Source organism: Pseudomonas sp. LBUM1672, assembly GCF_059695655.1.
Map to the genome: position 1 here is coordinate 3,672,501 of NZ_CP166781.1, position 26,181 is coordinate 3,698,681.

A 26,181-nucleotide genomic window follows, 5' to 3' on the forward strand; every position below is an offset into this window, starting at 1 on the left:
CTTAACAAACCACCTACGCGCGCTTTACGCCCAGTAATTCCGATTAACGCTTGCACCCTCTGTATTACCGCGGCTGCTGGCACAGAGTTAGCCGGTGCTTATTCTGTCGGTAACGTCAAAACACTTACGTATTAGGTAAATGCCCTTCCTCCCAACTTAAAGTGCTTTACAATCCGAAGACCTTCTTCACACACGCGGCATGGCTGGATCAGGCTTTCGCCCATTGTCCAATATTCCCCACTGCTGCCTCCCGTAGGAGTCTGGACCGTGTCTCAGTTCCAGTGTGACTGATCATCCTCTCAGACCAGTTACGGATCGTCGCCTTGGTGAGCCATTACCTCACCAACTAGCTAATCCGACCTAGGCTCATCTGATAGCGCAAGGCCCGAAGGTCCCCTGCTTTCTCCCGTAGGACGTATGCGGTATTAGCGTCCGTTTCCGAGCGTTATCCCCCACTACCAGGCAGATTCCTAGGCATTACTCACCCGTCCGCCGCTCGCCACCAGGTACAAGTACCCGTGCCGCCGCTCGACTTGCATGTGTTAGGCCTGCCGCCAGCGTTCAATCTGAGCCATGATCAAACTCTTCAGTTCAAACATCTTTGGGTTTTTAAGAAACCCTAAACTTGGCTCAGCAATCGTTGGTTACATCTTTGATTTCTCGCGGAGTAACTTGTGATGCTGATAATCTTGTTGACTATCAGTCTGACTCCACAAGCACCCACACGAATTGCTTGATTCAGTTGTTAAAGAGCGGTTGGTTAAGATCTTTCGTCTCAACCGAGGTGCGCACTCTACAGCACGACTCCTCAAGTAGCAACCCTTAAAAACTCCTGATTTTATTAACAAAATCAATCGCTTAAGCCAGAAGCAGCATCACGCTGCTCGTTAGCGGGAGGCGAATAGTACAGTATTCAAATACGTGGTCAACCCTCTTTTGAAAATTCTTTTCCCTTGCCCACGCAGGTGAGTGTGGGCTGCAAGTGGCACCCTGTTGCAGCACGCCGCAATCCCCCATGGACTGTTGCTGGGCTCGATACTCGCGAGCGCGTTGATTGCCAGCAACCTGCACTTCTCGCCCACCCTGCCCTTCGGCCTTGGCTACGTGCAAATCGTGTTGGGGATCGCGACCGGTCTGATGTTCACCTCGTGGGACAACCACACCGTGGCGGCCATGTTGCCCAGCCTCGGTTTCATGCTTCTGTGCCTGGCAGTCCAAAGCACGGTGGCAGGTTTCTGGTTGTTCAGGGTCTCGGGCTGGAACGTCAAAGACTCAATGTTATCCGTGCACCCGGGCGCACTCGCCGCCGTTTTCGACTTGATCGAGTCCGAACGCGCGTCCGGCAAATTGATCGTCGTGCACCTGGTTCGACTGTTGTCGATCACCTTGCTGGTCAGTTTCTGCATTCCCGGGCGCTGGCGTACATGTCGGGCGCCATCGAAACCATCGCCATCGTCGCGTTCAGTGGCGGGCTCAACGTGGTGTTCATCCTGACGCATCACCTGGTGCGGATGATCGTGCTGCACTTTGCACCGGCGCTGATCGTGCAGGCGCGGCGCTGGCGGGCAGAGTGATTGCTGAACACAAACCGGCAACGCCTCCCACTGTGGAGGCGTTTTGCTTTGTGCTGACGGGAGGAAGGGACTAAGCGGGAGAGATCGTGGCCAAGGCGCCAATCAAAATGGTTAACACCAGAAATCCACCGAGGAAAATTGCCATCTTGCCCATAGGGCCTCCTACATTATGAGTTTACGGTGCAGTGACTGCGCGGCTGCGGACCGTGCTGTCATTGTGAGCTGCAGGCGGGGTGCATTACAGGGGCAGATGGCGACGGAAAATACGGATCAGATCGTTTAATCGGCAGCTACCGATCAGCTCATTGTGGCGAGGGGGCTTGCCCCCTCGCCACAGATAGGTGGAGTTACTCTTTTGGCTCGACGTTATCCAGCGCCTGGTTCACGGCCAATTCCCCTAGCATCACCACTTGCGTGATCCCCAGCAGCGTCTTGCGGTGTGAGTTGTCGAGCAATGCCGCGAAGTTGCTGAGCATGGTGGTGGCCGAGCCCAGTGATTCGCTGGCGTTGGCCAGCAGGGATTCGGTGTCGTACTTGGGGTTGGCGAGGAACATGGGTTCGGGTTCATTAGTGCTCGCCATGATGTGGGCACCCGGGTTGAGGTAGTGGTCGAGGGCGCGTTCGGCGGCGTCGTGGAGTTTTTTCGAATCGAGGGATTCGTAGGGGGATGCCGGATCGGTTTTCGGTGGGTTTGGCGTAGGTTTGAACATAGATGAAACTCCTGGAATAACTAATGAGGAGCCATCACCCTTTGCTACCAAACGCAGGGTGGCGGCCATACACAGGTTGGTAGACCGGTCCAGGAACCCGGCGCCCCCGAAGGAGCCCTGCGCATGGCCACCATAAACAACAGAGATTCAAACGACCTCTACAAACGGTGGCGATATGCGCCTGGAATACCGGGCTACCAAACCCGATCACTGTTTTTCAGTGACCCGGAAACGATAAAACCCGTGCCCCAGACGCACAAGCCGGCGGATTCTGTCTTACGTGTAGGGGGTGGCGCAAGGCGTTGTAGCCTCGATGCGGTAACAGCAAGCTTCATTTAAACGTGTCTGGTTTTTCTGTTTAAACAAGCTGCGAGCGAGCCACATCCGATCGTCACTTCAACAACCACCGCGACATCAACCGCGTCGTCAACGGCATCAGCCAATACACCATATTGAACGACACCAACCCGGCAACCGTGACCTTGAATACCCAGACAGGCAGCCGTAGATCAGACAGCTCCAGCACCACCGCCAACCCCCAAGGCAAAAACACCGTCAACGGCAAAACGATCATCCACGACAGCACCCATTGCTTCCATCGCGCAACAGCCACCCGCCCCTGCACCGGCTCAAACCAGAATTTCGAATCATCGTCAGTGCGATGGTAGTCCTGCCGCAACCAAGGCAAAGACTCGCGCAACAACGCCTGCCGCACCTGGGATTCCAGCCAAGCCACAACATGCCCCTTGCTGACAAAGCGCAAAATGATCGCGTACCGCAGGTGCGAGCCAACTGGCTTGACCACATCTGTCGCCAGATAACCCGGAAACTGCCGATGGGCATCGATAGCCTTGTTCATCCATTGCTCATACAACGCCTGATGCTGCGGATTGACCTCATGCACAATCACGCTGACGCCAATCTCGGCGTCAATGCTCATGGCTGCCGCCGCCTGAGCAGGGCCCGCTGGTAGATGCGTTCGCGCGCCAGAACCATCGGGTCGTGGCTCGGTGCAATGCCGTCGAGCAAGCGTCCGGGGTTGAAGTCGAGGCGCTGCTGGGCGGACTGTTGTTCCTCGGCGGGGACTAGCGCACCAAGGGTCAGAATCCCCAGTTCAACTTCATCGTGGCTTCGCGACCAAGGAATCGAGCCGTCTTCGATGGCATCGCCGGGCGCCGCCAATTGCACCACCAGGCGCATCTTCACAACGCCCCGACCCAATCGTGCGCTGATTTCGTCCTGCAAATAATCCGCCGGCATCGCGGCGGCTTGCTGCTCGCTCAAGGCAGGTTCTGTCCGCAACGGTTCAATCCGGTAGCGACCGACATGCGCTTCACCCTGACGGTTGGTGAACACCAGCGCGTTGATGCCGAAGTACTCGGCGGTCGCGTAACTGCTCGGCGCGGGCTTGGGCGTCTGCAGAAAATGCTCGGCTCTTGGGTGGCTGGCCAGGAAGGCTTGCAGCGGAAGCGGGTCCGGTGGTGTGGCGACATTGGCGGCAATGCCTTGCAGAAAACTCAGGAAGTCTTCGGGGGTGGCCACCGGAAAGCCGTCGAACGAATGGGTCACGATATCCGTGAGCCCGCCATCCGGCAGAGTAAACCGAACGGCCAAGCCATGAGGACTGGCCGTCGGGTCACCGTCCTCGGTAGCGGGCACGCCGCTAAAGTTGGAGAACCTCAGTAACACCGGCACCGGTTGCCCCTGCAAATGGGACGCCCGACTCAGTACAGGCGCGGGCGGCGACGCAATAAAGGTTCCGCTGAGTAATACACCCTTGGCATGGGTCGCACGGAATCCCGGGTGATGGCCGAACGTCGCGGTCAGCGCATCAAGTAACGCGTCGTAAAGTCTGTCCTTGGACATGAGGGCACTTCTCATGGGTGACACATCATTCTCATGGGCGGCAAAGGCAAAGGACGCGGTGAGCGTCCCTGCCAGCAGCGCGCCGATCAATAATCGGGGGGGCCGCACTGGATTCAATCCTGGCGCAGGCCGGGATTGAGGGCGATGTGTTTGTACTCGACAAAATCATCCATGGCCGCCACGCCGTTGAGGCGCCCCTGCCCCGACTGCTTGAAACCGCCCTCCTCAAACTCGTCATAGACCACGGCCCAGTCGTTGACCCACACCGTCCCCGCCTCCAGTTCGCGAGCCACCCGCAGCGCGCGGTCGACGTCGCGGGTCCAGACGCTGGCCGCCAGGCCGAACTCGCTGTTGTTGGCCAACTCAATGCCCTCGGCTTCGCTGTCGAACACCTGCAGCGTCAGCACCGGGCCGAAGGTCTCGTGCTGGACGATGGCCATCTCCGGGTCGCTGACCCGCAGCAAGGTCGGGCGATAGAACGCACCCTTGGCCAACGGCCCCTCGGTCACCGGACCACCGCGAACGATGACTTGGGCGCCGGCGGTGATCGCCTCCTTCACGATTTGATTGACCCGTTGCACATTGGGCTTGTCGATCAATGGCCCCATCTCGCTGGCCGCATCCGCCGCCGGCCCAACACGCACCGCTTGCAGTTTTGCGGCCAAACGCTCGGTCAACGCCGTGGCGATATCCCGTTGCACCAGCAGCCGCGAACCCGTCATGCAGAACTGACCAGCGAACACCGTCAGGGCTTTCACCAAAGTGGGCACGGCGGCATCAAGGTCGGCGTCGTTAAACACCAGCATCGGCGTCTTTCCACCCAACTCCAGGCCAAAGCGCTTGAGGTGCTGGGCACCCGCGGCTGAAATCGCCCGACCGGTGCTGGTGCTGCCGGTGAAACTGATCACCGGAACCCGCGGTGACTCCACCAGATGGATCGAGCCGGCCGCGCCCTGCTCGCTGAACAGATTGATCACGCCACGCGGCAGCGAGGGTGCCTCGCTCATGATCCGCGCCACCAGGCAGTTGGTCTGGGCGGTTTGCCCGGGCATTTTGATGACCGTGGTGCAACCGGCTGCCAGTGCTGGTGCCAGCGAACGAATCATCAGCACCACCGGCGAGTTCCACGGCACGATGATACCCGCCACGCCGACGGCCTGACGGATCACCAAAGAGATCTTGCCGGGTTTTGGCTCGGCCGCTCGCCCGTATTCGGCACGGGCCAGCGCGGCGTAATAACGCAACTTGGAGGGCACCATGCCGACCTCAAACCCGGCTTCGGGCCTGATCTTGCCGTTTTCCAAAGCCAAGGTTGCGATCAGCTCATCGGCGTTGCGTTCGAAGGCATCCGCCAATTCCAGCAACACCTGTGCGCGCAACTGGCGGTCGTCTTTCCAGGGGGTTTCGGCAAACGCCCGTTGCGCCGCCTCGATGCCTTCTTGCGCTTCGTTCAAGCCGCCTTCGGCGTACCGACCAATCAGCTCGTAAGTCGCGGGGTCGATTGAGTCTTTGTAAACGCCGGAGTCCAGCCATTGGCCGTCGATCCAGTTCAATACCGGGGTGCTGTTCATAGAGGCAGGTTCCTGAGGATCAAGCGTAGAGACGGGCAATGTGCTCGGCAGTGGCAATCACGGTGATGTTGGTGGCGACCGAGGGCACGTCGGGGAAGATCGATGCGTCCACCACGCGCAAACCCTGCACACCGATGACCCGCGCTTGCAGGTCGACCACCGCCCGCGCATCCCCCGGTTTGCCCATCGGCGCCGTCGAGGTCGGGTGGTGATAGGTGTCGAGGCTGGCTTTGACGCTGGCCAGCAACGCCTCGTCCGAGTCGTTGCCTTGACCGGGGTTGAGCTCGGAATGGATCAGGTTATTCAGCGGCCCCGTGGTGCCGATTTTGCGGGCCAGGCGGATGCCATCCAGCAAGCGCTGGCGGTCCTTGGGCTCGGCGAGAAAATTCAGGTCGATGTTCGGTGCCACGAACGGATCACGACTGGCCAGCGTCACCTTGCCCCGGGACAGTGGCCGCGTCAGCGCGACGGCGAGCACGAAGCCGACGCCGGTCGGGCTCTGCTCATGAGGAAACAAGTGGGTGGCGGTGATGTGCAGATCCAGCTCGCCATTCTCGGCACTACGGCTGTGGGTCCAGAGCTTGGCGCCGATGGCGGGCGACTGGCTGCCGATCACGTCAGGCTTGGCGGCATAAGCGTTGTAGTAGAACGGGTGATCCACCAGGTTCTGCCCGACCGCCAGCTCCGCGACTTGCGGAATCTGCAACGCACGCAGATCCTCGCCAGGCCCAATACCCGAACGCAAGAGGATCGCGGCACTGCCGTAGCTGCCGGCGGAAAGGATCACTTCACCGGCCAGCAACTTCTCACCGTTGGCCAGTTGCACACCGATCGCACGCTTGCCGTCGAACAGCACTTTGTCCATCAGGCTGTCGGTTTGAATGTGCAGGTTGTCACGGGCGCGCACCTCTTCGGTGAGATACGCCATACCGGTGTTGACTCGCACGCCGTTGACGATGTTCATCGGGTACGGGCCTACGCCATGGGCATCAGCGCCGTCGAAGTCCTCGATTACGCGGTAGCCATTGGCGAAGGTCGCGTAGATGAACGCGCGCTGCATCGGCGTGACGTCGGCCTTGCCGAGTTGATGCACCGGCAGCGGTCCTTCATGGCCGTGCAACGCGCTCGCACCACCGCTGTGGGTTTCCAGTTTTTTGAACGACGGCAGCAGCTCTTCATAGCTCCAGCCCGGCAAATCCCAGCGCTTGAAGTCGGTGGCGCGGGCACGGATGGCCACCGCGCCGTTGATCGCCGAGCTCCCTCCCAACACCTTGCCGCGCAAGGCGCCGATGGGGTGATCGATGTAGCCCGGCCGGCTCTTGTAACCCCACTCGAATTCAGGATTGGCGTTAGCGCCGACGATGTCGCTGCTGGCAACGATCTCGGGGTAATTGTGCGGGCCGTAGCTGTGGCCTGCTTCGAGCAATAACACCTGACGCGTGGTGTTCTCGCTCAAACGACGGGCCAGCACCGCGCCGGCCGAACCACCACCGACAACGATCACATCAACCGGCGCGCGGTGGGTGGCGCGCTTGCCGGCGATACCGCTGGACTCCAACGCCTGTGCCAAACCACTGCCCGCCGCCAACGTCGCAGCGGCCACAACTCCTCCGGCCAAAACCGCACGGCGAGCAGGATTGTTAAGGGTACTCTTCATCCGTCTTCTTCCCTGTCAGACACCAGATTGCGTCTGTTGGGAAAAAGCATATGGGAAGGCGCGCCGGCTCATAAGCCACTGAAAAACGATTCGACGTTCCGTTTTTCTCGAACGAAATCAACTCGGTGGCGACGCGTGATCCGCGAGCATTTGCTCCCACACCGGTGGGCTGCCGATTTGTTCGATGAGGAAGCTGGTCAGCGCATGCAGCTTGGGCGACGCTCGCTGGGAACGTCGGTACACCGCCGAGATATTGCCGCCACGCGGGGCATAAGGCGCCAACACTTCTTTGAGTTCACCGGCCACAATCGCCTGCGCCGCCAGGAAGGTCGGCAGAATTGCCAGGCCCATGCCGGCCTTGGCGGCTTCCATGAGTTGATGGCCATTATTGGTGCGCATCCGACAGCGCACGCGGAACGATTCCAGGGTGTTGTTCACCGGCAGCGTCCACATGCCGTGGGGTTCGCGGTTCACATAGAGCATGGCAAAATGCTGGGACAACTCTTGCGGGGTTTGCGGCGTGCCGTGAGCGGCCAGGTAGTCCGGGCTCGCACAGATGATGTGGCGGTTGGGCGTGATGGTCTTGGCGACCAGCGAGGAGTCCGGCAACTCGCCGATGCGGATGGCCGCGTCATAGCGCTCTTCGTGCAGGTTGACGTGACGGTCATCAAACTCGATATCCAGCCGCAACTCCGGGTAACGCACAGCGAAGGACGACAGGATCGGCGTCAGGTAGCGAATGCTGAAGGCCATCGGCGCGGCAAGTCGCAACACGCCGCGCAAGCTCGATTGAAACACCTGCACCGCGTCTTCGGCGTCCTCGACGTCGGCCAGAATCCGCACACAATAACGGTAAAACACATCGCCCGACTCCGTCAGCCGGGCCTGACGCCCGCGCTCCAGCAGGATGCTGCCCAGGCGTTTTTCCAGTTGCTGGATGCGCAGGCTGACCATTGATTTTGCGATACCCAAACGCCGAGCGGCTTCGGAAATACTGCCGGTGTCCACCACCATGACGAAAGAATGCATCTCGGACAGCTTGTTCAAGTTTTAGTCATCCAGAGAAAAATCGGGGGCATGCCCAAATACTAGCCAGTTAAGCCGTAACGCAAACTTTGTAGCAGCTGGCGCAGCCTGCGTTCGGCTGCGCAGCAGTCGTCAATCCTGAGCACGCGGTTTTTCTGATCCACCGTGCCGTCTGATTTCACGACTGCTTCGCAGCCGAACGCAGGCTGCGCCAGCTGCTACGGATTGCGTTATGGCTTAAATGACTGACGGGATTGTTTGATGGCATCGGCCAACTTTTCCGCCGTCATGATGACGGTCGGGTTCAAGTTGATCAGCGGGATTTCGGGAAAAATAGAGGCATCAATAACGCGCAATCCTTGCATGCCGTACACGCGCCCCTCCTCGTCCACCACGGCACCCGGGTCATCCGGCAAGCCCATCGGCGCCGTAGAACACGGATGCTGCAAGGTTCCCACGCCTTTTGCCAGCGCCGCACGAATGTGACCGTCGCTGTCGTCAGTCGCTGCGCCTGGATAGAGTTCTTCTACGATCAGGCTCTTGAGCGGTTCGGTGGTGGCCAGTTTCCGGGCCAGGCGGAAGCACTCGATCATCCGGTTCATGTCCTCTTCACTGGCCAGGTGATTAAGTTCGATGACCGGTGCCTCTTTCGGATCGCGACTGTTCAAACGCAGACGACCGTGGGACGTGCAATGCATCAATTCCAGTCCCAGCGAAAAAGCGACACCGGTTGGACTGATGGCGGGATCGAGCAGATGCGAAGGAGAAATCCCGATATCCAGTTCCTTATCCGAGCTGGCGTAGGACGAGTGGGTCCACAACTGTGCCCCCACCACCGGATGCTCTTGCCCTTTCAGCGCTTCTACCCCAGTGAAGTTCATCCAGAAAAACGCATGATCGAGCAGTCGAACACCGACCGGCGCGTCTTTTACCAAGGGAATATCCAACGCTTCAAGGTCTGCCCTGGGGCCGATACCCGAGCGTAAAAGAATCGCAGCAGAGCCATAGGCACCTGCACTCAGAATCACTTCGTTGCCGTGGACTTTTTCACCGCCCGCCAACAACACCGACTGAACCTTGCCGTCTTCAAACAACACCTTGTCTACCAGGCTTTGATCAAGGATCGACAGGTTCTCGCGAGCGCGCACTTCACGTGTGAGGTAGGCCATCCCGGTGTTGACGCGAACGCCGTTGATCACGTTCATCGGGTTAGGGCCTGCACCGTTATTGGCCTCGGGGTCGTTGAAGTCGTCGACCTTTTTTGCTCCGCACGCCCATGCTGCCTCGACCATTGCGCGCTGCACAGGGGTGATGTAATCCAGCGACATCTGGTGAATCGGCAGCGGCCCGTTGCGGCCATGCCATTTATCTTCACCGTGGGCCGTGCGCTCCATTTTTTTGTAGTACGGCAGCACCTCTTCAAAGCTCCAGCCTTTCAGGCCTTTGGCGGTGAAGCGCGCAAAGTCAAAGGGCAACGCACGGCAGGCAACGGCACCATTGATGGCAGAGCTTCCGCCCAGCACTTTTCCCCGCGGGGTGTAGACCGCTTGCGGTTGCTCGACCGGCGTTGCGAAATAGCCCCACTCATAACGCTCATCCGCGTTGGCGGCGATGATGTTGCTGCTGTAGATCTCTGCCGGGTATTCATCGGGGTCAAAGGCTCGACCCGCTTCAACCAACAGCACATTCAGTTGCGGGGCTTCCGACAAACGCGCCGCCAATACGGCACCGGCAGAGCCGCCGCCCAGAATGACAAAGTCGAATACCTTGCTGTGCACAGTCATTTTCATATCCCTATTGATTGATGTGGCGACTTGAATTGATATCGCAGGTCATGTTCAGCGCGTGCTGTTGAGCGCTTCGGTAATGACCCTGGCCACGTCTGCAGGTCGGGACTGATGCGGCACATGGCTGGTCGGCAGCGCCGTCGTAGTGGCGTTGATTTTCCGGGCGAGTGCGCGCTGCAAGTCAGGTGCAATCATGCGATCGCGCTCACTGACGATGTACCACGAAGGTTTCTGCTTCCAGGCCGCCACGCTGATACGCTCGTCGAACGCTCGAGAGTTAATGGCGCCTTGCGTAGCGGCCATCACCCGACCCTGGGCAGCGGGCACGTCCGGAGCGAAATCCTGCTCGATACCCTGCTGGGTGAGCGACAGATACCCCGCCTTGTCGGCCAAGAATTGGCCCATGCCCGGCGATGGCGGATAGTCCTTGCCGACCTCAGCCGTGGTCTGCCCAGCGTCAGGGACGAAGGCGGCCACATAGACCAGCGCCGCGACCTTGTCGCTCGCACCGGCCTCGGTGATCACACTGCCGCCCCACGAATGCCCGACCAGCACGACCTTGCCCGGTGCCGTTTCAATGGCACGGCGGGTCGTGGCCACATCATCGGCCAGCGAATTCAAACCGTTCTGCACGGCCTGTACTTTCACGCCCTTGTCCTGCAGCAACCTGATCACCTTCGCCCAGTCAGAACCGTCGGCAAACGCACCGTGCACCAGCACCACGGACGGATCGTTGGCAGCGTTGGCATAACCCACCGAACCCAATGTGACCAAACCCAAAGACATCGCGAAAACTGTCCTGCGTAACATCTGAAGCTCCTTTAATGAACCAACCGAACGGCGGCAATCTAGGCGCTTCGCGGTCTTGTGAACCAGTCCCGAAAAACGGGTTTGTCTTTCCCGTCCATTGGACGATCGTTCTTGTATAGTTGGCCTCTTTTGGCCGAATGGACGCCACCCGGTGCTCGACCTCAATGACCTTCAGTACTTTGTGATGGTAGTGGACCACGGTGGCTTCGCGCCGACCGCACGGGCGCTGGGCATTCCCAAATCCAATCTCAGCCGCCGAATTGCGCTGCTTGAAGAACGTCTGGGCGTGCGCTTGATCATCCGCAACACCCGCCATTTCACGGTGACGGAATTAGGGCAGACGTATTACGCCCATTGCCGCGCCATGCTCAAAGGGGCAGAAGCCGCTGAAGCCGCCGTCGCCCTGACCCGCTCAGAACCCGGCGGCTTGCTGCGCGTCACCTGCCCGACGGTGTTACTGGAAGAATGCGTCGGCAGCATCATCACCCGATTCATGGCCATGCACCCGCGTGTCGAAGTGCATCTGGAAGCCAGCGACCGCCAAGTCGATGTAGTCGCCGAGGGCGTTGATCTGGCACTGCGAGTGCGCCCGCCTCCCCTTCAGGACTCAGACTTGGTCAACCGCGTCATGTCCCAGCGGCCGCAATGCCTGGTGGCCAGTCCCGCGCTATTGAACCGCCTCGGTACACCCCAGGGGCCGGAAGACCTGGCACGTTTCCCCAGCGTCCATCACGGCAGTCCGCAACGTGATTACAGTTGGACGCTGTTCCATCAAGATGGCGCGGAATTCACGATCCAGCACCGTCCGCAACTGATTACCAAGGGCCTGCCGATGCTGCGTTGCGCGGCGATAGACAGCGTTGGCATTGCGCAGATGCCGATGTCGCTGGTGCATGACTTTATTGAGCGCGGGCAACTGGTGGTGGTGTTGCCTGATTGGTCACCGCGGACCGAGATGATTTATGCGGTGTTTGCGAGCCGGCACGGGATGCTGCCGTCGATGCGGATGTTGATTGATTTTATGGTGGAGCAGTTCAGGTTGCTGGATGATCCGGCGCGGGGGATGCGCGGGGTTCCACTGACTTGATGTTTAGTTTCAGGGAAGTCGCCCGTGAACCCAACGGATCCGGATGCCGCACACCAAAAAGCCCTAACCCTTACCGATTTGACCAGCTACCCGCGAGTGTCCCCGAAAAAGTTGTCTCTACCGGCCCACTGAGAAACACCGATCCCACGCCATCCCATTGAACGGTTACGGTGCCACCGTCACATTCAACCTCAACCGAATCATCTAACAAACCACGACGAATTCCGTTAACAACGGCGCCGCACGAGCAGGAACCTGAACCAAGCGGTATACCGCCGCAGCGTTCCCAAATGCGCAACCGGATATGCTTTCGGTCAATGATCTGGACGAAATGCACGTTCGTCCTGAGGGGAAACAGAGGGTTGATTTCAATGGTGGGTCCGATTGTCGCGATATCAATCGCCGCAAGATCATCGACAAAATAAGTGCAGTGCGGATTTCCCATACTGCACGCAGTTGGACCGCCATCAATGGGTAATACAGCGGTATCCATTTCCTGAGCCAGCGGAACATCCGACCAGCCAAAAAGCGGCTTCCCCATGTTGACCGAAATGGCGCCGGTGGAGGTTCGTTCGCAAGTGAGCAGCCCCCGGTTGGTTCGGAGTGCTATCGACATAGCATTCGATTCGCGCATCAGCATATCCGCGGCTCCCCGCGTTGCGCTGCAACACACGTCCAGCGTGGAGCCATCTGCGTTCCAAAACATCAAGCGCGCATCGGCATCATCGCAATCGAGCACCACTGCGAGTTGATTGAATCCAACGCCGCGGTTGCGATCACCCATTCGCCGAGCCATGGAGCCTGTCACTGGATTGGCGGAGTTTCGCGAGTCCACCACAACGAAGTCATCGCCATTGGCGTGCATCTTGTGAAATCTCAGTGGCATAAATTGATCCTGGCGAGGAGACATGGGTGAAGGCGATCTAGCCCCATCAGCATGACTTATGCAAGATAAGACGAGCATTGCCATCGAAATCAAGCCCCGAAAATCCGGGGCTTGATAGGGTCAAACGACATCAGGACTTACGCCCTCCACCTCCGCTCATCCCATCATCATTGCGCCCCGTTCCAGACGACTTGTCGCGGTCATCGGCGAAATTGCCGCCGCGTCCGCTTCCTTGCCCGCCACTGGACGATTGATCAGCCTTTTTGGGCTGTTGTCCGCCTGAAGCCTGGCCACCTTTTTGGCCGGGTTTGGACATGTTTTCCTTATCGTCGGCAAATTCCCCTCCGCGATTTGTACCTTGCCCGCCTCCGGACATGCGGTCGCGCTCGCGCGATGGTTGCCCGCCAGAAGCCTGACCACCTTTCTGGCCTGCTTCAGACGCCCGTTGTGGATCATTGGCAAAATTTCCGCCGGAGGCTCCTCCGCCTTTCTTGCCGGCTTCAGAGGCCTTGTCCCGGTCATCAGAAAAATTGCCTGGATTTTTATTTCCTGTATTGGCCATTTTGTTCACCTCTACATCGTTAGCACGAGCATGGGCTCGTCTAATTCGGAGGACGCACAAAACAGAAAGTTTGAACGAAAACGGGGGGCTGGCGACGAGTGGATTCGGGGATTTGGTTCCATCGAAAAGCCGCGCGGTCGACTGGCGGCGTGTCATTCATCGATGGCTGGCTTTTCATATCAGATGTTCGATGTTTACTAGACTTAATACGCGTACACGCCCTCCAGGCATCACACTCGGGAGGTCAATCGATGACTGAACACATCGTGCATTTTCATTGCCAGATCGACCAGGCAACGGCAGAACGCTTCAGGGATACCTGCCTTGAAGCCATCGATCAGGGTGCCACCTCACTTCTCCTGAACCTGTCCACTTGTGGCGGTAGTACCAATTTTGGCTTCACGCTCTACACGTTCCTGAAGTCATTGCCGGTACCGCTTTGCGCAATCAACGCCGGCAATATCGAATCGATGGGCATCATCATGTTTCTGGCGGCAGGCCGGCGCATCACATCACCTCATGCACGCTTTCTGATTCACCCGATGAACTGGTACTTCAGCCAAAAATCCGTCGACCATCAACGGCTGCGGGAATACCTGTCCAGTCTCGACAATGACCTCGCGCGCTACGTGCAAATCTTCATGCTTGAAACCGCTGATGCAGCGACCAAACTCGATATTTTTCATTGTTTGTCAGCGGAGGAAAAAGTCATCGCTGCACACGAGTCGCTGGCCTACGGCATTGCTCATGAGATGAAGCAGATGGTGTTTGCGGATGACGTGAAACACTGGAAGGTCAGTGGCGGATGATCAATCTTCGTCTTAGCGCCACAATTCGAATTCCGCACGCAAAAAAGCCCACTGACCGTCACCGGCCCAGTGGGCTTTTTACAACGAGACGCGTTTGAACAACGCCCCAACTACTCCAGCGGATCTACCTGATCCAACGTCCCCGATTTACCACTTATTTCGATTGGCCACCTGCGTCGCGATCATCAGCCTTTGATGAACGCCAGTAGATCCGGATTGATCACCTCGGCATGGGTAGTGCACATGCCATGGGGCAAGCCCGGGTAGGTTTTCAGTGTGCCCCGTTTGAGCTGCTTGATTGAAAGGTATGCCGAATCGGCGATCGGTACGATCTGGTCGTCTTCGCCGTGTAGCACCAGTGTCGGCACGTCGATGTTCTTCAGGTCATCGGTAAAGTCGGTTTCCGAGAAGGCTCGAATGCAATCGTACTGCGCCTTGACCCCACCGCTCATGCCTTGGCACCACCAGTTTTCGATGATGGGTTGTGAGACTTTCGCGCCCGGGCGATTGAAGCTATAGAACGGACCTGTCGGAAAATCTCGATAAAACTGGGCGCGATTGTCGGCCAGGGTTTTGCGTAAACCATCGAAGACTTCCAGAGGCAGGCCGCCCGGATTTTTTGCGGTGCGCATCATGATCGGCGGCACCGCACCGATCAGCACCGCTTTGGCGACGCGACCGCGACCATGACGCGCCACGTAGCGAGCCACCTCGCCGCCACCGGTGGAGTGACCGATATGCACGGCGTTCCTGATGTCGAGATGCGCCATCAGTTGAGCAACGTCGGCCAGCGGTGATGGAACACGATCGGCTGTCCGGTGCCCCAGTCCTTGTAGAAAATCCGCGTGCCGTCCTTGACCGTGATCGTCCCCGTGCCACTGGTATCGCCGTCGCTTTTGCTGCCCGCCGGCACGGCTGCCTGGGCCTGCTGCGCAGGTATTGTCACGGCTAGGGCTGCGGCCATGGCACCGGTTCTCATCAATTTTCTACGGGTGGTTCCGCTTGTCTCATCAGTCATTTTCGACACCCCTGTTTGTTCTAAAAGGTTGCGCCTGCGAGGCACAAGACAGTCCGACTGACGACGGCACCGCCCTCTCGGCAACTGAGAATCTATGAGCAAACACTGGCAGTGACCACTGAACATGGGTGTTTGAAATTAACGCTTTGGTATGAGCGGTACCTGACACAAAAAAGCCCGTTGACCGTTACCGGTTCAGTGGGCTTTTGACTGTGTGACGCGTTGAAACAACGGCCTCACCTGCTCCTGCGGATCGGGCCGGTTAGACTGAATGCCAATTCGCTGGCCATGACGCTGGCTGAAGCGAGGGTTTCGCAGCTGTGGGCCTATTTGCGCGCTCGCTGTTCATACCATTGAATGAACGCATCGGCGCTTACCGGTCGGCAGACGTGAAAACCCTGAGCCATATCGCAGTGGTAGTCTCCCAGCGCATTGAGCACGTCGGCTGTTTCTACGCCTTCGGCGATGACCGCCATGCCAAGGTTATGGCCCAGATCGACGACGCTTCTTACGATGAGTTCGTTCGCCTGATCGCTCTGCATGGCCAGTACAAAGGATTTGTCGATCTTAAGCTCGCTGATGGGCAAATCCTTTAACTGAGCCAGACTTGTATAGCCGACGCCGAAATCATCGATGGCGATATGGATACCCATGGAATGTAACTGCCTCAAGATGGTTCGAGCAGCATAGGAATCGAGCATGATCGCAGACTCGGTCACTTCGAGCATGAGCATGTCTGGGGTCAAATGATGGTGTTCAAGTAGATCGACGATCTGATACACCAACTTGTCGTCCAGCAGGTTGCGTGCAGAAATGTTCACGGCAACCGGTATGCATATCCCGATGTCAGCCCAGGCTCGCACCTGAGACATCGCGAGGTTCAGCACGTATCGCGTCAAGGAGCCGATGATTCCGGTCAGCTCGGCAAACGGAATGAACTCATCTGGGTTCACCAGTCCTCGTACCGGATGCTGCCAGCGCACCAGCGCTTCGACTCCGGTGACGGCTCCTGTACTCAGGCTTACTTTTGGCTGGTACTCCAGGAACAATTCGCCTCGCTCCAGACCTCGCCTTAGTTCGCCGAGCATTGCCAAGCGTTCTGGGGAGCGACGATCCGTTCCCGGGTCATAGGCGAGTATGCCCTTGCCCTGCTTCTTGGCTGCATACATGGCGATGTCGGCGCGCTGCATGAGCGTCGAAGGATCGTCACCGTGCAGCCCGGAAACCACTACCCCAAAACTGGCCTCGACATCCAGTTCGACCCCATCGATTTCAAATGATGCGGTAATCGCCGCATGCAGCCGCCGCGCCGCTATCAACGCCCCATCCAGGCCTTCGACGGCGGGGAGCAGAATCGCAAACTCATCACCCCCTAGCCGGGCAACTGTGTCGATTTCCCGTGCTTCACTTTGCAGGCGCTTGCCCATCTGATCAAGCAGGCGGTCCCCGTAGTGATGCCCCAGTGAATCGTTGACTTCCTTGAATCGATCAAGGTCAATCAGCAAAAGGCCTGTGGTCGTTCCCTGGCGACGGCCCAGGCGCAGTGCCTGCTCGAAACGGTCTGCCAGCAGCGTTCGATTGGCCAGCCCGGTAAGTTTGTCATGCAACGACGCGTGCAGGGCATCCTTGCGCTCACTGTCGAGTTCGATACGCGTGCCCCGTAGCACTTGGGCGAACAAGCCAGCCAGAAGCAGCCCGGCCATAAAAACGATTGGAGTGGTATTGGCGTTGAAAGACTCCCGTGTACGCAGCTTCTCCAGCGCCGCGATCGACCCCCGGTGGTGAGCGGCGGCTGCTTGCAGGACAACATTTTCAATCTTTTCGAATAGCGGGTCAGCCTCCTCTTCATCAATTTGGCGCGCCAACATGGAATCTCCAAGCTCCACGGCGTCGAACATCTTGTAGATGCTTTCCAGATAAGGAACCAGTGAGGTACGAACATCCTGGACAAGCAAATGATCAGCAGGTGATCCGGAGTGGTGAATACGCTCCAGCGCCGTGCTCAATTGCGCTGCAACGTCGTTGAAACTACGAAGTATTTTCGGACTGGGGTCCAACCGATACTTATGCTCCAAAGACTCGGCGGCTAACACGGCACTCGCCGCTGCTGTGTAGTGGTCAGACAGCATGCTTGCGGCGATCGCCTCCTGCCCCAAGCGTCCAGTGGCGACGGAAGACCATACCGCAAAACCGCTGACCGCCAGCAATACGACGACCAGGCCATGGCGCGCCCACCTGCTGGGAATTGATTTGCTCCAACGCATGAAATAAGGTGTGGCACTCACTTGCGCACCGACTTCCGGATGCTGCGGACTTGCTGGCGGTAAATTGCTCATACGCTACCTCATGTAGACGCGGCTGCTTCCATTCTTATTGGCAATATCCACCAAAACTTAAGTTTAGATGAAAAATTAAATTAACGTCGAAATGCTCGATCATTTTTGTACGGCGTTCATCACATTTAACAACAACCAACTGATAACACTCACAAATCTGAATAATTTATATTTAAATTAATTATTCAGTCTCCGCACCCTCTCATAGGCATGCCCTAAATTCCATTGGACCGAAGGCGTAGCTAACGGCGAGCAACGGAGAAATGCACCTGATGCGAGCTTAATATCGCACTGCAAAACTTAACATCTGCAAATCTTTTCCTTTGATCGTGAGTCACTGGACTTTTATAAATATTTTTATTGATTAAGCATTCTGTATTTTTTCGCAGCGAGTTAATACCGTGCAGTTCTCGTCGACGGCTTTTGCGCAGAGCACCTATATACGCGCCATGCACAACATAAATAAGCGTTACACCAACAATGCAATAAGTTTAACGACCGATATTTGCAATGACGGGCTTGGAGTTGATGTACGGCGATGAGTGAGTTCAACTTGTTCAGGCCTGCTTCGCCGCCCAACGGGAGCAAGCTCCCTTGCCACAAAACCACGTTAGTTGCGCGATTTCCGTGAATCAGCAGCGTTGAGATTCATGTCTAGCCCTGAAATAGGTTTGCACCTATTTCACCTTGACGCCCGATGCACCGACAACTCCGCCAAGGACATCATCTGTTGGATGGCCGGCGCCATGTTGACAGGCAGAAATCGTCCAAAGCGGTAAGCCAGACTGGCTCAATTGCGAACAAGGCGAAGTCTTTTGTCTGGTTCCATTATGGTTTGCCAGATTGGCTTTCAGCATCAAAGCAAACTCTCGCGGTGCGAAAGCCCTCGGCGTTTTCCAGAAGCCAAGTCCACAACGGCACCATACGCGCCAGAAAACTGCGACCTAACGGGGTCAGTTCATAATCGACCCGTGGCGGCACCTCGCCGTGGTCGAAACGCGCAATCAACCCATCACGCTCCAGTTGCCGCAGGCTACGGGTCAGCATGCGTTGGGTGACGCCCGGCAGGCGTCGGCCGATTTCGGCGTGACGCAATCTTCCTGCGACTCCCAACGTATGGACAATCCCTAGCGACCAGCGATTGCCCGCGTGTGTCAGCACTTCGCGCTTGAGCCCGTCGTCCTCTGCACTGAGCGCATCGCACACGGCTCGGGACTGGCGGATGATCTCTTCTTCACTCATTTCGTTATGCGGTATCACGCGTGTGCCTTCTTTTTAACGTTAACCAATGGTGCCAGGATAAAAAACACAGATGACTGATGATTCCTTGGGAGTTACACATGCACCCGCACAACCCTGCAAAACCCGACAACATCCTGGTTCTGGGCGCCGGCGAGCTCGGCATGGCCGTACTTCGCGAGCTAGCTGCTCGGTCGGCCGCCAGCATCACGGTGATGATGCGTCCCTCGACTCTCGACAGCGTGTCCGCAGATAAAAACCAAACTCTCCTGGAACTGCAAGCTCTGGGCATCGAGGTGCTGCCGGGCGATGCGGTCAATGACTCCGAGGATCAGCTCGCGGCGATGTTCAGCGGTTTCGACACCCTCGTCAGCTGCCTCGGCTTCGTCGCCGGTGCCGGGACGCAACTCAAACTGGCCCGCGCCGCGTTGCAGTCAGATGTGAAGCGTTTCGTGCCATGGCAGTTCGGCGTGGACTACGACGTAATCGGCCGGGGTAGCCCGCAAGACCTGTTTGACGAGCAACTGGACGTGCGCCAATTGCTGCGCAACCAGTCTCGCGTGCAATGGCTGATCATTTCTACCGGGATGTTCACCAGCTTCCTGTTCGAATCCTCGTTTGGCGTGGTCGACCTGAGCCAGAACACCATACGCGCCTTGGGCAGTTGGGACACCGCCGTGACAGTCACCACCTCGGAGGACATCGGGCGACTGACAGCCTCGATCTTGTTCGAGCCAACGCTGGTCAACCGGGTGATCTACACCGCTGGCGATACCCTCACCTACGGGCAATTAGCCGACACTGTAGACCGCTTGCTCGACAGAACGGTCGAACGCGTCGAATGGACGGTACCTGCGCTGAGAGCCGCTCTCGCCGCGGCCCCCAGCGATCCTACCCGTCAATACCGGGCGGTTTTCGCGCAGGGCAACGGCGTCGCCTGGGACAAGGCCCGCACCTACAACGCCGAACGGCAAATAGAAACCACCACCGTTGCACAATGGATCGAACAGCATCTGCTCTGACCGGACAGCGTTGCCAATGTCAGTTAGCAGCACCCTGACGCCGCCGCGGAACTCGGCGCCCCCCCCAAAGCCTATCTCAACGCATAAAAAAATTTGAACCGCTTTTGTACGCGCTCGCCTAATGACTAGCTTGTGATATTCACACAGGCATTGTGCTAATACCGGCATACTCCGAGAGGTGGTCAACGTGGCTAAAGACGAGAAGAAAAGCAAAGGTGAAGCTTCGAAAGCCAGCAAGGACTTGAAAGACAAAAAGTCTTCACCGGCAAAAAAATCAGCTGCGGCCTCGGCTCTTTCGAAATCTTCCGAAAAGAAAGACAAGAAAAAAGATGCCGAACCAAAGAAATCTGCAAAGAAAGCTGATAGCAAGCCAGAGAAGGCTAAGAAATCAGAGAAGGCAGAAAAGCCGGCGAAAAAGAAAAAGTGACATCTGCTATCTGCTAGGGCTTTACGCCCTAGCTTCCTCAAGCGGTGTTGCCTTCAATAGCTATCAATAGCCGTAACATTTCAGGCTTGATTAGCCACGTGCTGGCTGAAATCGCTAGCCGGCGGTGATCCGCGGGCGAGCCGAACGCAGACATGTGGGCCCAGATGAATTTACCCTTTGAGAATCTCTCCTCCACAAAAAAGCCCACTGACCGTCTCCGATCAGTGGGCTTTTTCTGATTACGCTTCTACTTACAAAGCCATATCACTGGCAGCATTAGCCTTCGGCGCTTTCGCTTTATCAGCATCAGCCGGAGCAGCAGCCGGAGCCGCTACCTGGCCAATCGCCGGCGGCGGAGTCAGTTGCAGCACCTTGGCGGTGTAGGCCCACTCCTGCGCAACCTTCTCAGGACTGCCATTCAGTTGAGTGCCATAGCTCGGCACGATCTGATGCAGCTTTTCCTGCCAGGCTGGCGAAGCCACCTTGTCCTTGAACACTTTCTGCAGCACGGTCAGCATGATCGGTGCTGCAGTCGATGCGCCCGGCGATGCGCCCAGCAGGCCAGCAATCGAACCGTCAGCGGAAGCAACGATCTCGGTGCCCAGTTTCAGCACGCCACCGGCAGCTTCATCACGCTTGATGATTTGCACGCGTTGGCCGGCTTGCCACAGGCGCCAGTCTTCGGCTTTGGCGTTCGGGAAGTATTCTTTCAGCGCGTTGAGGCGGTCTTCGTCAGACAGCATCAGTTGGCCGGCAAGGTACTCGACCAGCGGGTATTCCTTGATGCCGACCTTGGTCATTGGCCACACGTTGTGCGTGGTGGTGGTGGTCAGCAGGTCCAGGTACGAGCCTTCCTTCAGGAACTTGGTGCTGAAGGTCGCGAATGGGCCAAACAGGATGACGCGCTTGCCGTCCAGGACACGGGTGTCCAGGTGCGGAACCGACATTGGCGGTGCGCCAACGGAGGCTTTGCCGTAGGCCTTGGCCAGGTGTTGCTCGGCGATGGTCGGGTTCTCGGTCACGAGGAACGAGCCGCCTACCGGGAAGCCTGCGTATTCCTTGGCTTCAGGAATGCCGGACTTCTGCAGCAGGTGCAGTGCACCGCCACCTGCGCCGATGAACACGAACTTGGCGTCGGTTTCGGACTTGGTGCCGTCTTTCAGGTTTTTGTAGCTGACGCGCCAGGTGCCGTCGTCGTTCTTGGTGATGTCTTGCACTTCGCTAGACAGTTTCAAGTCGAACTTCGGCGTGGTTTGCAGGTGCGCGACGAACTGGCGGGTGATCTCGCCGAAGTTGACGTCGGTGCCGATCGGGCTCCAGGTGGCCGCGATTTTCTGGTTCGGGTCGCGCCCTTCCATCATCAGCGGAACCCACTTCTTGATCACAGCCGGGTCTTCGGAGTACTGCATGCCGGCGAACAGCGGGCTCGCTTGCAGGGCTTCGTAGCGCTTCTTCAGGAACTTGATGTTGTCATCGCCCCACACAAAGCTCATGTGCGGCGTGGAGTTGATGAACGAACGCGGGTTTTTCAGCACGCCTTGCTGAACCTGCCAGGCCCAGAACTGACGGGAGATCTGGAACGCTTCGTTGATTTCAACGGCTTTCGGGATCTGTACGTTGCCCTTGTCGTCTTCCGGGGTGTAGTTCAGCTCGGCCAGGGCGGAGTGACCGGTACCGGCGTTGTTCCAGCCGTTGGAGCTTTCCAGGGCGACGCCGTCGAGGCGCTCGATCATTTCCATCGAAGTGCCAGGTTCCAGCTCGTTGAGCCAGACACCCAGGGTCGCGCTCATGATGCCGCCGCCGATCAGCAGTACATCGACTTTCTTTGCCTCTTCCGCGTGAACGGACGTGATCCCCATCGACAAAGCCAGCCCCAGCAGGGCCGTGTTCATTTTCTTAAACATCTGTAGCACCTATGATAAAACGCCATCCGCCCTTCCAATTCTCGCTCACGGCCCCTTGGTTCACGACCTTCAGGCAGGACGTCGTGGGTGCTCGTAAACAAGAATCGAAGGGTGGGCACACAAGGCCGACGTGTCTCCATCGACCTCAGTTTATATGTCCCTACTGAACTGACTTTTTATCATTATTGGCTTCAGCTACTTGAGCGACATTGATCCTGTTGGCACGTCTCAAGGACGTGCAAACTGAATAGGTCAAACCAAGTTGGCGCGCAGAATATCATGGCTGGACGACCGCGCGCTCCCAAAAGGACTTATGAGTCTAGTCCAGACGGGGCTCGTTCGCCGCGTCCCGGCCCAAACGATTCAGCACAAACACCTTGGCGTTGTGGGTCATTTGGTCCAGATGCCGGTCGCGTTGCTTTTCAGCATCGACCATTGCGCGCTTTCCGTGTTTTTGCAGCAAGTAGTTATGTATCTGCCGGACCTCTAAAGAACTGTAGATAAATGTGACATCCAACAGTCCCATCAGGCCTTCGCTACTGTGGTCGTGGGTGTTCATCAGCACCTGCGTGCCGCGCACGCCCAGCACCTGAAAACCCATCGATTCGAACCACGGCACCTTGGCGACGGTGCAGGTCAGTTCGGCGTGCGGGTAGCGGCTGACCATGTCTTGCAACATGGCCCGCGCGACGCCTCGGCGACGATGACCCGAATCGACGGCCATGTAGGCCACGCCGCACGCTTCGGGATCGTCCTTGACCGGCAGGTACAGCACAAAGCCGATGACCTTTTCAGGGGCTTCATCGTCGGTGGCGACGATCAACTCGACCGCGATGCCTTTGCCCCCGCCGAGAGCCTCCAGGTACAGGTGCACTTCGTAGCCGACCGTGTACTGATACACGTTGTACAGCGGGTTGCTCGGCGCGATGCCGACCATGCTGATGTCGGTCAGGTTGTCGACGACCATCTGCAGGATCTGGCTGTTGATGTGCTCCGGGCACGGGGCGTCGAAGTGGGTGAGTTGGGGCATTGAAATTCTGACTCCGGGATCGCTTTACTGGGTTTCGGCGGGGGTATTGTCACAGATTGATCGCCACGCCGCTTCTGCCAGCAATGCCCTGTAGGCCTTCGGACTGGCGACCACCCTCCCCGACAACCATGCGCGGCAGTAACTGTCAGCCTGGCCGATGATCAACGACGGCAGCAATTCAGCAGGAAACGCTCGCAGCTCATCGCGCCGGCCGGGTTCTGCCAGCCATTGTCCGAGCTTCTGGTTACGGGTTTTGTTGCGACTGGCCAGTTCTTCCTTGAACGGGCCTTTGGTGACGGCGAACCGTGCGTGGTACTGGAAACGCGCCCACTCGGGTTGGCTGTCCACCCAATCGACGTAGCTGTGGACCAGCGCGTGCACGCCCTCTTCCGTCGTCTGTGCCTCGGCGAGGTAGTTGTCGCGAAGCAGTGCCTGATCGTCCAGCGCGGTGAAAAACAGCGCGGCCACCAAGCCTTCCTTGTTGCCGAAATGATGGTAGATCGCACCGACGCTGGTATCGCATTCGGCGCGGATCATTTCGATGGTCGTGGCTTCGAGCCCTTGTTCGTTGAACAGAGCCAGGGCTTTTCTGAAGATGTCGCGCTTGAGTTCGGCTCTTCTGCCGGGGTAGCTGCGCTCGAGTAGATCTGCGGTTTCCATGCGGGATACAGGCCAGAGAATTCATGACAAGGCAGGTGGCTGCCGGTGAGAAAGCTGCGGTAGGTTGACAGATTTCATCGCGACAGAATACTGTTCCGTCACAGAACATTATTCTGTTACGGAAAATCATTCTGTAAAACCACCCCTTAGCGAGGCTTCAAAATGAGTCAGTTTCTCAGCATGTTTAACAGCGCCGGACCGGAAACCTTCAGCAAAATGGCCTGCCAGGTGGCGCCCTACTTCAGCACCATCAATCCGCTAATCTCGGAGTTGCGCCCGGGTCATGCCACGGTGCAAGTGCCGTTCAGCAAGGAGATCACCAACCACTTGGGCTCGGTTCACGCGATTGCGATGTGCAACGCCGCCGAACTGGCTGCGGGGACGATGACCGACGTGTCCATTCCCGCCGGTGCGCGCTGGATTCCGAAAGGGATGACGGTTGAGTACTTGGCCAAGGCGAAAACAAACGTGACGGCGGTGGCCGATGGTGAGGCGGTGGATTGGCAGACGGAAGGCGACAAAATTGTGCCGGTGGATATTCATGATGCCGAGGGCAAGAAGGTGTTCACGGCGCGGATCACCATGAATGTGAAGCTCGCTTAAACACCCTCAAGAAAAGCCTGCCTGTTAGAAAAGGGGCTGTGAACACATGACCTGTGGTGAGGGGGACTTGGCCCCCTGCGTTCTTCAGCCTAACTGTGTCGTCAGGTTTTGCGACTGCTTCGCAGCCGAACGGGGACAAGTCCCCTCGCCACAGGGTTTCACCAGGCTCAAGCTCTGTGTGTTAGCGAAGGCCCTCGGTGCTTTTTAGGTGCCGAAGGCTTTTACGTGAGTTGAGAAGTTACCAGTCGTAGCTCATTTCAATCGACGCCACCCACCCCTACTCCGAAACAGCCACCTGATTCCGCCCCCGCGCCTTGGCCCGATACAGCGCCTTATCCGCGTTATTCAGCAAACTTTGCAGATCGTTGTCGCCACTCTCCATCGCTGCAACCCCAAGACTCGCCGATATGCGATGAACAGGCCCGGTCATCAACCCACCGATCGACTGGATAAGATGTTCGGCGATATGCAGGGCCGTTTCAATGGAGGTGTTCGGAAGCAGGATCGCGAACTCCTCGCCGCCCAGCCTGCCGAAGACATCGGTATCGCGAAACGACCGGTTGATGATCACGCCCATTTGCCGCAACACCTGATCGCCGACCTGATGCCCATAGGTGTCATTGATGTGCTTGAAGTGATCCATATCCAGCATCACCGCGCACAGCGGTAGCCGGTTGTTTTTGCAGTCATGGAACAATTGCTGGGCATGCTGGAAAAAAGCGCGGCGGTTTTTCAGGCCGGTGAGTTCGTCGGTTTGGGCGGCATACGTGGCAATGCGATGGGCGCGTTCCATTTCGCGGGTTAGCTGGAAGGCGGTTTCCAGTGCTTCGGACAGTTTGCGCGTCGCGCTGGCCACGAATGAGGCGAACACAATAACGGCCAGCGCCATGCCGATTTGCATCGCTGACGGTTGGAACAGCAGCCAGAAGGTACACGGCAACAAGACCAGGCCAATGGACGCCAACGTCATGTATCGATAGGACGAATAACACGACACCGCACTGACCGACATACCGACGGCAAAAAGCATGACCAACGCCTGGGCCAGCAGGTCGTTTGCCGGCATGACCGCTAAAGCGCCCACCCCCCAGATACTGGCGGACAACATCAACGTGAACCAGTATCTGCGCTCCCAGCGTTCTGGGGTGCGCTCACTCTCCGGGCAGCGGAACCAGGCAACGAACATCAGGATGCGCAGCAACGACGACGCCGTCAGCAGCCCGATCCACGTAAAAATGACGCGGTGGTCAAAACGCTCCCAACACAGTCCGCACAACATGATTGCAGCGAGAAAACTGCCGAAAATCGCAGGGAATGACTGGTGGAATAGCTGATGCAATCGATCACTGCGCACCTGCGCTGCGATGACAGTATCCTGGTCGTGCCGAAATCCTGGGCCACCCATTTGATCCGCCTGATCATGATGCTGCGACAAAAGAAGCGATTGTGGCACCCTGCCACTCAGGCAAACAATCCATTACGACACATGGGTACCTGCACATTCACATTAATGCGCCCCCTGATGGCCTCAGTGACCATCGTCAGAAAAGTAATAGCACACAAGTGCGCTTCTAACGTCTCGTAGTCATCAAGCCAA

Annotated in this window: 24 protein-coding genes, 1 rRNA gene and 2 pseudogenes (1 of these 27 cut by a window edge); 7 read left to right on the top strand and 20 right to left on the bottom strand. The window is 57.7% G+C overall.

Annotation, left to right across the window (positions count from 1 at the left end; genetic code table 11):
- Positions 1 to 593 (bottom strand): 16S ribosomal RNA (locus ACA053_RS16595); it reaches 946 nt to the left of the window's first position.
- A gap of 376 nt (positions 594 to 969) precedes the next feature.
- On the opposite strand from ACA053_RS16595, the gene ACA053_RS16600 reads away from it, so the two are divergent.
- On the top strand, positions 970 to 1,494 hold the full coding sequence (locus tag ACA053_RS16600) for an AbrB family transcriptional regulator (protein WP_497393128.1): 525 nt from the start codon (positions 970 to 972) through the stop codon (positions 1,492 to 1,494).
- Positions 1,425 to 1,574, top strand: coding sequence for a hypothetical protein (locus ACA053_RS16605; protein ID WP_497393129.1), 150 nt, complete (start codon positions 1,425 to 1,427; stop codon positions 1,572 to 1,574). The genes ACA053_RS16600 and ACA053_RS16605 overlap by 70 nt, the downstream gene beginning before the upstream one ends.
- 347 nt (positions 1,575 to 1,921) lie before the next feature.
- On the opposite strand, the gene ACA053_RS16610 is transcribed toward ACA053_RS16605, so the two are convergent.
- The 8 genes from ACA053_RS16610 to ACA053_RS16645 form a co-directional block, all read right to left on the bottom strand.
- On the bottom strand, positions 1,922 to 2,284 hold the full coding sequence (locus ACA053_RS16610) for a DUF6124 family protein (protein WP_497393130.1): 363 nt from the start codon (positions 2,282 to 2,284) through the stop codon (positions 1,922 to 1,924).
- 391 nt (positions 2,285 to 2,675) lie between these two features.
- On the bottom strand, positions 2,676 to 3,224 hold the full coding sequence (locus tag ACA053_RS16615) for a hypothetical protein (RefSeq protein ID WP_497311808.1): 549 nt from the start codon (positions 3,222 to 3,224) through the stop codon (positions 2,676 to 2,678).
- Positions 3,221 to 4,150, bottom strand: a complete 930-nt coding sequence (locus ACA053_RS16620; RefSeq protein ID WP_497393131.1) for a catalase family peroxidase — start codon at positions 4,148 to 4,150, stop codon at positions 3,221 to 3,223. The genes ACA053_RS16615 and ACA053_RS16620 overlap by 4 nt, the downstream gene beginning before the upstream one ends.
- 113 nt (positions 4,151 to 4,263) lie before the next feature.
- Positions 4,264 to 5,721 carry an aldehyde dehydrogenase family protein gene (locus tag ACA053_RS16625; RefSeq protein ID WP_497393132.1) on the bottom strand — a complete coding sequence of 486 codons (1,458 nt, stop codon included), beginning with the start codon at positions 5,719 to 5,721 and terminating at the stop codon, positions 4,264 to 4,266.
- 19 nt (positions 5,722 to 5,740) lie between these two features.
- Positions 5,741 to 7,378: a GMC family oxidoreductase gene (locus ACA053_RS16630; protein WP_497393133.1), complete on the bottom strand. Its 1,638-nt coding sequence runs from the start codon at positions 7,376 to 7,378 to the stop codon at positions 5,741 to 5,743.
- A gap of 117 nt (positions 7,379 to 7,495) precedes the next feature.
- Positions 7,496 to 8,425, bottom strand: coding sequence for a LysR family transcriptional regulator (locus tag ACA053_RS16635; protein ID WP_109632382.1), 930 nt, complete (start codon positions 8,423 to 8,425; stop codon positions 7,496 to 7,498).
- Positions 8,426 to 8,634: 209 nt separating this feature from the next.
- Positions 8,635 to 10,188: a GMC family oxidoreductase gene (locus ACA053_RS16640; RefSeq protein ID WP_497393134.1), complete on the bottom strand. Its 1,554-nt coding sequence runs from the start codon at positions 10,186 to 10,188 to the stop codon at positions 8,635 to 8,637.
- A gap of 54 nt (positions 10,189 to 10,242) precedes the next feature.
- Entirely contained in the window at positions 10,243 to 10,977 is a 735-nt protein-coding gene (locus tag ACA053_RS16645; RefSeq protein WP_497393135.1) for an alpha/beta fold hydrolase, read from the bottom strand.
- Positions 10,978 to 11,152: 175 nt separating this feature from the next.
- Here ACA053_RS16645 and ACA053_RS16650 point away from each other — a divergent pair, with 175 nt between their 5' ends.
- Positions 11,153 to 12,088: a LysR substrate-binding domain-containing protein gene (locus tag ACA053_RS16650; RefSeq protein ID WP_497393136.1), complete on the top strand. Its 936-nt coding sequence runs from the start codon at positions 11,153 to 11,155 to the stop codon at positions 12,086 to 12,088.
- Between the two features lie 70 nt (positions 12,089 to 12,158).
- Here the strand turns inward: ACA053_RS16650 and dapF are convergent, their stop codons facing one another.
- Positions 12,159 to 12,974: a diaminopimelate epimerase gene (gene dapF, locus ACA053_RS16655; protein ID WP_497393137.1), complete on the bottom strand. Its 816-nt coding sequence runs from the start codon at positions 12,972 to 12,974 to the stop codon at positions 12,159 to 12,161.
- A 400-nt stretch (positions 12,975 to 13,374) separates the two neighbouring features.
- A pseudogene (locus tag ACA053_RS16660) lies at positions 13,375 to 13,536 on the bottom strand (con-10 family general stress protein); the annotation flags it as partial.
- Between the two features lie 251 nt (positions 13,537 to 13,787).
- On the opposite strand from ACA053_RS16660, the gene ACA053_RS16665 reads away from it, so the two are divergent.
- The gene (locus tag ACA053_RS16665; protein ID WP_109632399.1) at positions 13,788 to 14,345 is read left to right on the top strand and encodes an ATP-dependent Clp protease proteolytic subunit; all 558 of its coding nucleotides are present in this window, start codon (positions 13,788 to 13,790) and stop codon (positions 14,343 to 14,345) included.
- 185 nt (positions 14,346 to 14,530) lie between these two features.
- On the opposite strand, the gene ACA053_RS16670 is transcribed toward ACA053_RS16665, so the two are convergent.
- From ACA053_RS16670 to ACA053_RS16690, 5 genes and pseudogenes are all read right to left on the bottom strand, one after another.
- Complete coding sequence (locus tag ACA053_RS16670) at positions 14,531 to 15,172, bottom strand: alpha/beta fold hydrolase (RefSeq protein ID WP_497396188.1); 642 nt, start codon at positions 15,170 to 15,172, stop codon at positions 14,531 to 14,533.
- Positions 15,115 to 15,309, bottom strand: coding sequence for a hypothetical protein (locus ACA053_RS16675; RefSeq protein WP_497393138.1), 195 nt, complete (start codon positions 15,307 to 15,309; stop codon positions 15,115 to 15,117). Before ACA053_RS16675 ends, ACA053_RS16670 begins: the two co-directional genes overlap by 58 nt.
- A gap of 308 nt (positions 15,310 to 15,617) precedes the next feature.
- Positions 15,618 to 15,689: pseudogene (locus ACA053_RS16680) on the bottom strand (DUF6124 family protein); the annotation flags it as partial.
- Positions 15,690 to 17,699: a putative bifunctional diguanylate cyclase/phosphodiesterase gene (locus tag ACA053_RS16685; protein ID WP_497311819.1), complete on the bottom strand. Its 2,010-nt coding sequence runs from the start codon at positions 17,697 to 17,699 to the stop codon at positions 15,690 to 15,692.
- A gap of 828 nt (positions 17,700 to 18,527) precedes the next feature.
- Positions 18,528 to 18,941, bottom strand: coding sequence for a winged helix-turn-helix transcriptional regulator (locus ACA053_RS16690; RefSeq protein ID WP_497311820.1), 414 nt, complete (start codon positions 18,939 to 18,941; stop codon positions 18,528 to 18,530).
- Positions 18,942 to 19,039: 98 nt separating this feature from the next.
- On the opposite strand from ACA053_RS16690, the gene ACA053_RS16695 reads away from it, so the two are divergent.
- On the top strand, positions 19,040 to 19,960 hold the full coding sequence (locus ACA053_RS16695) for an aromatic alcohol reductase (protein WP_497311821.1): 921 nt from the start codon (positions 19,040 to 19,042) through the stop codon (positions 19,958 to 19,960).
- A 178-nt stretch (positions 19,961 to 20,138) separates the two neighbouring features.
- On the top strand, positions 20,139 to 20,387 hold the full coding sequence (locus ACA053_RS16700; RefSeq protein WP_497311822.1) for a hypothetical protein: 249 nt from the start codon (positions 20,139 to 20,141) through the stop codon (positions 20,385 to 20,387).
- A 251-nt stretch (positions 20,388 to 20,638) separates the two neighbouring features.
- Here ACA053_RS16700 and mqo read toward each other — a convergent pair whose 3' ends face one another.
- From mqo to ACA053_RS16715, 3 genes are all read right to left on the bottom strand, one after another.
- Complete coding sequence (gene mqo, locus ACA053_RS16705; RefSeq protein WP_497393139.1) at positions 20,639 to 22,291, bottom strand: malate dehydrogenase (quinone); 1,653 nt, start codon at positions 22,289 to 22,291, stop codon at positions 20,639 to 20,641.
- Between the two features lie 319 nt (positions 22,292 to 22,610).
- Positions 22,611 to 23,321 (bottom strand): GNAT family N-acetyltransferase, encoded by a 711-nt coding sequence (locus ACA053_RS16710; protein WP_497311824.1) that lies wholly within the window; start codon positions 23,319 to 23,321, stop codon positions 22,611 to 22,613.
- A gap of 24 nt (positions 23,322 to 23,345) precedes the next feature.
- Entirely contained in the window at positions 23,346 to 23,981 is a 636-nt protein-coding gene (locus ACA053_RS16715; protein ID WP_497311825.1) for a TetR/AcrR family transcriptional regulator, read from the bottom strand.
- Positions 23,982 to 24,143: 162 nt separating this feature from the next.
- Between ACA053_RS16715 and ACA053_RS16720 the strand changes: the two genes are divergently transcribed.
- The gene (locus ACA053_RS16720) at positions 24,144 to 24,584 is read left to right on the top strand and encodes a hotdog fold domain-containing protein (RefSeq protein WP_497393140.1); all 441 of its coding nucleotides are present in this window, start codon (positions 24,144 to 24,146) and stop codon (positions 24,582 to 24,584) included.
- Between the two features lie 277 nt (positions 24,585 to 24,861).
- Here ACA053_RS16720 and ACA053_RS16725 read toward each other — a convergent pair whose 3' ends face one another.
- Entirely contained in the window at positions 24,862 to 25,989 is a 1,128-nt protein-coding gene (locus tag ACA053_RS16725; RefSeq protein ID WP_497393141.1) for a GGDEF domain-containing protein, read from the bottom strand.
- Positions 25,990 to 26,181 lie beyond the last annotated feature (192 nt).

Coding starts and splice junctions, on each gene's coding strand:
- ACA053_RS16710 (WP_497311824.1), bottom strand. CDS start 23,321: ATGCCCCAACTCACCCACTTCGACGCCCCGTGCCCGGAGCACATCAAC.
- ACA053_RS16715 (WP_497311825.1), bottom strand. CDS start 23,981: ATGGAAACCGCAGATCTACTCGAGCGCAGCTACCCCGGCAGAAGAGCC.
- ACA053_RS16675 (WP_497393138.1), bottom strand. CDS start 15,309: ATGGCCGCAGCCCTAGCCGTGACAATACCTGCGCAGCAGGCCCAGGCA.
- ACA053_RS16725 (WP_497393141.1), bottom strand. CDS start 25,989: ATGGGTGGCCCAGGATTTCGGCACGACCAGGATACTGTCATCGCAGCG.
- dapF (WP_497393137.1), bottom strand. CDS start 12,974: ATGCCACTGAGATTTCACAAGATGCACGCCAATGGCGATGACTTCGTT.
- ACA053_RS16720 (WP_497393140.1), top strand. CDS start 24,144: ATGAGTCAGTTTCTCAGCATGTTTAACAGCGCCGGACCGGAAACCTTC.
- ACA053_RS16685 (WP_497311819.1), bottom strand. CDS start 17,699: ATGAGCAATTTACCGCCAGCAAGTCCGCAGCATCCGGAAGTCGGTGCG.
- ACA053_RS16640 (WP_497393134.1), bottom strand. CDS start 10,188: ATGACTGTGCACAGCAAGGTATTCGACTTTGTCATTCTGGGCGGCGGC.
- mqo (WP_497393139.1), bottom strand. CDS start 22,291: ATGTTTAAGAAAATGAACACGGCCCTGCTGGGGCTGGCTTTGTCGATG.
- ACA053_RS16620 (WP_497393131.1), bottom strand. CDS start 4,150: ATGTCCAAGGACAGACTTTACGACGCGTTACTTGATGCGCTGACCGCG.
- ACA053_RS16630 (WP_497393133.1), bottom strand. CDS start 7,378: ATGAAGAGTACCCTTAACAATCCTGCTCGCCGTGCGGTTTTGGCCGGA.
- ACA053_RS16615 (WP_497311808.1), bottom strand. CDS start 3,224: ATGAGCATTGACGCCGAGATTGGCGTCAGCGTGATTGTGCATGAGGTC.
- ACA053_RS16645 (WP_497393135.1), bottom strand. CDS start 10,977: ATGTCTTTGGGTTTGGTCACATTGGGTTCGGTGGGTTATGCCAACGCT.
- ACA053_RS16625 (WP_497393132.1), bottom strand. CDS start 5,721: ATGAACAGCACCCCGGTATTGAACTGGATCGACGGCCAATGGCTGGAC.
- ACA053_RS16695 (WP_497311821.1), top strand. CDS start 19,040: ATGCACCCGCACAACCCTGCAAAACCCGACAACATCCTGGTTCTGGGC.
- ACA053_RS16610 (WP_497393130.1), bottom strand. CDS start 2,284: ATGTTCAAACCTACGCCAAACCCACCGAAAACCGATCCGGCATCCCCC.
- ACA053_RS16665 (WP_109632399.1), top strand. CDS start 13,788: ATGACTGAACACATCGTGCATTTTCATTGCCAGATCGACCAGGCAACG.
- ACA053_RS16605 (WP_497393129.1), top strand. CDS start 1,425: ATGTCGGGCGCCATCGAAACCATCGCCATCGTCGCGTTCAGTGGCGGG.
- ACA053_RS16690 (WP_497311820.1), bottom strand. CDS start 18,941: ATGAGTGAAGAAGAGATCATCCGCCAGTCCCGAGCCGTGTGCGATGCG.